The 4,620-nt window shown below is 73.1% G+C and carries 5 protein-coding genes; 1 reads left to right on the plus strand and 4 read right to left on the minus strand.

The window, feature by feature from the left end:
• Positions 1-53: 53 nt before the first annotated feature.
• The gene (locus ACFWEP_RS32010; protein WP_387375403.1) at positions 54-407 is read right to left on the minus strand and encodes a DUF6204 family protein; all 354 of its coding nucleotides are present in this window, start codon (positions 405-407) and stop codon (positions 54-56) included.
• Positions 408-513: 106 nt separating this feature from the next.
• Here ACFWEP_RS32010 and ACFWEP_RS32015 point away from each other — a divergent pair, with 106 nt between their 5' ends.
• Positions 514-1,404, plus strand: a complete 891-nt coding sequence (locus ACFWEP_RS32015; RefSeq protein WP_387375396.1) for an arginase family protein — start codon at positions 514-516, stop codon at positions 1,402-1,404.
• Between the two features lie 93 nt (positions 1,405-1,497).
• Here ACFWEP_RS32015 and ACFWEP_RS32020 read toward each other — a convergent pair whose 3' ends face one another.
• The 3 genes from ACFWEP_RS32020 to ACFWEP_RS32030 all read right to left on the minus strand — a co-directional run bounded on the left by ACFWEP_RS32020 (position 1,498) and on the right by ACFWEP_RS32030 (position 4,458).
• Positions 1,498-1,851 (minus strand): VOC family protein, encoded by a 354-nt coding sequence (locus ACFWEP_RS32020; protein ID WP_387375398.1) that lies wholly within the window; start codon positions 1,849-1,851, stop codon positions 1,498-1,500.
• A 165-nt stretch (positions 1,852-2,016) separates the two neighbouring features.
• Positions 2,017-2,826: a class I SAM-dependent methyltransferase gene (locus tag ACFWEP_RS32025; protein ID WP_387375400.1), complete on the minus strand. Its 810-nt coding sequence runs from the start codon at positions 2,824-2,826 to the stop codon at positions 2,017-2,019.
• Positions 2,827-2,952: 126 nt separating this feature from the next.
• Positions 2,953-4,458, minus strand: coding sequence for a bifunctional phosphatase PAP2/diacylglycerol kinase family protein (locus ACFWEP_RS32030; RefSeq protein ID WP_387375402.1), 1,506 nt, complete (start codon positions 4,456-4,458; stop codon positions 2,953-2,955).
• Positions 4,459-4,620 lie beyond the last annotated feature (162 nt).

The raw sequence follows: 4,620 nt of genomic DNA on the forward strand, positions 1-4,620 counted from the left end.
CCCGTCTTCGTGGGCGGACGGGGCACCGGCGTCGGGGTGTCCGGCGGCGGCCGTCACGCGGCGCCGGACCCCCGCTGCCCCTTGTAGTTGATCTTCATGGCGTCCATGTCGGTCGCCGTGGAGCGCAGCGGCCCGTGACCGTAACCCCCGGCCTCGAGGGTGGTCTCCGCGCGTTCCTCCGCGAGGGCGGACGCCATCTCCTCGCCGTCCTCGGCGTCGGACACCACCACGTACCGGAAGCTGAAGTGCTTCAGCACGGTGTCGTAGGTGAGTGAGCCCTCCTCGGTGAACTGCATCGAGGTGAGGCCGTGGTCCGCGACCTCCGCGAGCAGCCGGGTCCGTGCCTCGTCCGTCAGCCCGTTCCAGGTTCCCCGGACGATCACCCGGTACGTGTGCTGCGTGCCCATCGTGGTGCCTGCCTTCTCCTGCGCCGCACGCGGCCGGATGCCGCGCGTGTTCTTCCCGCGGCGAAATCCGCTCGCGGCCCAGGTTACGACGGGAAGGATGGGAGCCATGCGGAATATCGTGGTCGTCGACGCACCCTCCAACCTGGGCCTGCGACCCCCGTCGCCCGGCACCGTCCCCGGCTGCCACAAACTCGCCGGAGCCCTGCGCGAGCTGGGAATCGTGCGGAGGCTCGGGGCTCTGGAGGGCGGGGTCGTGGTTCCGCCCCGCTACGACCTCGGCACCTGGCGGGAGGGCGACGGCGTGTTCAATGCCACAGCCCTCGCCCGCTACACGCGGACCCTGGCGGACCGCGTCGAACGGCACGTCAGGGCGGGCGACTTCCTGGTCGTGCTCGGCGGAGACTGCTCGATCCAGCTCGGCGCCTCCCTCGCCCTGCGCCGGATCGGCAGGTACGGACTGGCGGCCGTCGACGGGTCCGCGGACTTCCGGCACCCGGGCAATTCGGACCGGATCGGAGCGGCAGGCGGTGAGGAACTGGCCCTCGCCACCGGTCGGGGACAGGACGACCTCACCGACCTCGAAGGGCTCCGCCCCTATCTGAGGGACGAGGACCTCCGCCTCTTCGGGATGCGGGACGGGGACGCGGACCGGGCCGAACTGACCGCCCTGAAGATCCCGCACCTGACGGTCGGAGAGATCCGCGAGTGGGGGCCCGAGGAGGTGGCCCGGGGGGTGGTCGCCTCCCTGGAAACCCCCGTGCTCGACGGGTTCTGGGTGCACCTGGACGCCGACGTGCTCGACCCGGGCGTGATGCCCGCCGTCGACAGCCCCGACGACGGCGGGCTCCTCCCGGACGAACTGGCCGCTCTGCTGGGTACGTTGATCGGCTCACCCCGGTGCGTGGGACTCAACGTCACGATCTACGACCCCGATCTCGACCCGACGGGCACGGCGGGGGCGCTCCTCGCGGACCTGGTGGTGGGCGCGTTCCCCTGACGGCCGGAGCGGGGACGGCCCTGAAGCGGAGTCCCGGGTCCCGGGACGCGAGCGAGCGCGGGGAGAGGATGCGGCAGCGGAGTCGGGAGCGGGTCAGACGACGGCGTTGCGGTCCGCGTACTCGAAGACCGAGCCGTCCGGATGGAGGGCGATCAGGTTGCGGCCGACAGGTGTCGGGACCGGGCCGGCGACGATGTGCGCCCCGGCCCGGGTGAGTGCTTCGCGGGCCTCGTCCACGTCCTTGACCGCGATGGTGGCCGCCACCTTGCGCAGCAGCTCCAGCTCCGTCTCGGGCCCGCTCATGAGCAGGAAGCAGCCGATCGCGGCGACCGACACCCCACCGCGCTCGAAGCGCAGGGCTCGGGTGCCGGTGATGCCCTCGTAGAAGGCCACCGAGGCCTCCAGGTCGTCGACGCAGACGCGTAGCGTGGTTCCCAGGATGTCCATGCGTACGAGGTTAGTTGGGTCCCCCGGACCGTGTGATCGATTCGCCCCGGTCCGGACCTCCCCGCCGCGTGGGCGAGGGGCCGAAAGACGTTCGGGAGACCCTGTGGGGTGTGCGGCGGATCATGGCCGGGGCGACCCTGGTCCGCCGGACACCGCCTCGCCGGGTCATGCCCGGCAGAGCACCTCACCGTGCGGCACCATGAACCAGCCGTCGCCCTCCTCGCCCCAGGCGCGCCACGCCGCCGCTGCCGCCGCGAGGTCCTCCGGTGTGGCGTGACCGCCCTCGACCGCCTTCTGCGCGTAGGCGGAGCCGACCGTACGGTCCGCCCACAGCCCGCTCCACCAGCTCCGGCTCTCCGGTGTGGCGTAACACCACGCGGCGGCGGTCGGCACGATGTCGGTGAAGCCGGCCTGCCGTGCCCAGGAGAGGAGCCTGCGTCCGGCGTCGGGCTCACCGCCGTTGGCGCGGGCCACCTGCCGGTACAGCGTCAACCACGCCTCCATGCCCGGAACTTCCGGATACCAGGTCATCGCCGCGTAGTCGCTGTCCCGGGCGGCGACGATCCCGCCCGGACGGCACACCCGGCGCATCTCGCGCAGTGCCTGCACGGGATCGCCGACGTGCTGGAGCACCTGATGGGCGTGGACCACGTCGAAGGAGTCGTCCGGGTAGTCCAGCGCGTGGACGTCGGCGACGGCGAACGAGACGTTTTCCAGGCCGCGTTCGCGGGCGGCTGCGGCCGCCGCGTCGAGGATCTCCTGCTGGGTGTCGAGGCCGGTCACCGCGCCCGGGGCGACCAGCGCGGCCAGGTCGGCGGTGATCGTCCCCGGTCCGCAGCCGACGTCCAGTACGGACATCCCCGGCTCGAGTTCGCCGAGGAGGTAGGCCGCGGAGTTCTGCGCGGTGCGCCAGCGGTGCGAGCGGAGCACCGATTCGTGGTGTCCGTGGGTGTAGACGGCGGTTTCCTTCGGCATGCCGAGGTCCTCTCTCCGGGCGTGGCTGCGTGAGGTACGTCAACCGTACGCCGCAGATCGCATGATGAGATGTGTGTCTTGTGATGTGAGACGCGCATCTCGGGTGGAGAGAGGGCCCCGGTGGTCTCACACCGGCATGGGGCAGTAGACCGTCAGCGCTTCGGGGAGTTTGTCGACCAGCAACTCCGTTCCTGAGATGGCTACTTCACCGTCGTACGCGTAGGGGGTACCCGGCGGCAGTCCGGCGATCCGGACCCGGCGGCGTCGTTCCGCCGCGTGCACGGGAGAGCGGGTCAGCGGACCGGCCACGGCCGCCGCGATCAGGCGCAGCCCGGGAGTGCGGCCTCCGTGGACCACGCGTACGTCCAGCAAGCCGTCCGCGAGGTTGTGGCGCCTGCCGGGTGCGGGGCCGACCCGCTGGAAGAGGCCGTTGCCCACGAAGAGAAGCCACAACGGGCGTCGCTTACCCTGGAGTTCCGCCTCCAGGGGACGTTCCCCGCGCAGCACCTCGAAGGCCGCCAGCATCCCGGCCGGCCACCCGCCGATGCGCGGTGCCCAGTGCTCCCGCTTCCGTACGAGCTCCGGATACACGCCGAGGCTGAAGGCGTTGAGGAAGTAGCCGTCCGCCCCGTCGGGGCCGTGCGGGCCGGGGCGGAAGCGTCCGAGGTCGACCCGTACCGCGTCACCGGCCTTCAGGGCGGCCACCGTGTCGTGCACCGTCTCGATGCCGAGGTCGTACGCGAAGTGGTTGAGGGTGCCGCCGGGGAACACCGCCAGCGGGACCCCGTGGGTCGCCGCGACCGACGCGGCCAGGTTGACGGTGCCGTCGCCGCCGCAGACACCGAGTGCCCGCCCCCTTCCGACCGCCCCGGCGAACGCGTCTGCCAGGTCGCCGGGCGCGCACTCCACCACCTCGGCCATCGGCAGTGCGTCCCGCACCAGCGAAGCCGTACCCCTCGCGGTCCCCGACTGCTCGTTGACGACCACCACCAGGCCCTCGCCCGCGGCGAGCGAAGGGGCCTGGGCGGGCGGCCGGCCCGGGGCGGGGAGCTGGCCGCGGGTCGGTACCACCCCGCGCAGGGCGAAGGCCGCACCCACGCCGAGTGCGGCACCCGCCACGACGTCGCTCGGATAGTGCACCCCGGTGTAGACCCGGGAAGCCGCGACCGCCAGGGCCACCGGGGCGACGACCGCGCCCCAGCCCTTGGACTCCAGGGCCACCCCGGTGGCGAACGCGGCGGCGGACGCGGCGTGCCCGGACGGGAAGGACGTGGTGATCGGCTGCCGCTTCAGCCGCCGTATCACCGGGACCGTGTCGAGCACCGGACGCTCCCGGCGCACCGCGCCCTTGCCGACCGTGTTGATGGCCGCCGAGGCGAGGGCGAGCGAGGCCACGCCGCGCAGCGCGGCCCTGCGCGCCCGTGCGCTGCCGCCGAGCGCGGCGATGCCCGCGGCGGCGCCGAACCAGAGCAGGCCGTGGTTGGCGCTGCGGCTCAAGCGGGGCAGCAAGGGCTCGGCGCCCGGCCAGTGCCGTTCGGCCACCCCCTGGAACGCGGTCAGGTCGCGCTGCTGGAGCCAGCCCCTGAGGCGGGTGGACGAGGTGAAGGTGGAGGGCAGAGGGCGTGTGGACATGGGTCAGCGGATACCCGGTCCGGCGGCCCTGAACCAGGAGGCGCGCTGCGGGAGCCGGCCGGAGGCGCGTCGGCGGCCGGGCGGGACCGCCTCCGGAGCATGCAGGGGTACGCGCGGGCCCGGCGTCGTACGGAAGGCGGTCCCGCCCGGTGGGAACCGGGC

Origin of the sequence: Streptomyces sp. NPDC060198 (genome assembly GCF_042728415.1) — a bacterium.
Lineage (GTDB): Bacteria > Actinomycetota > Actinomycetes > Streptomycetales > Streptomycetaceae > Streptomyces.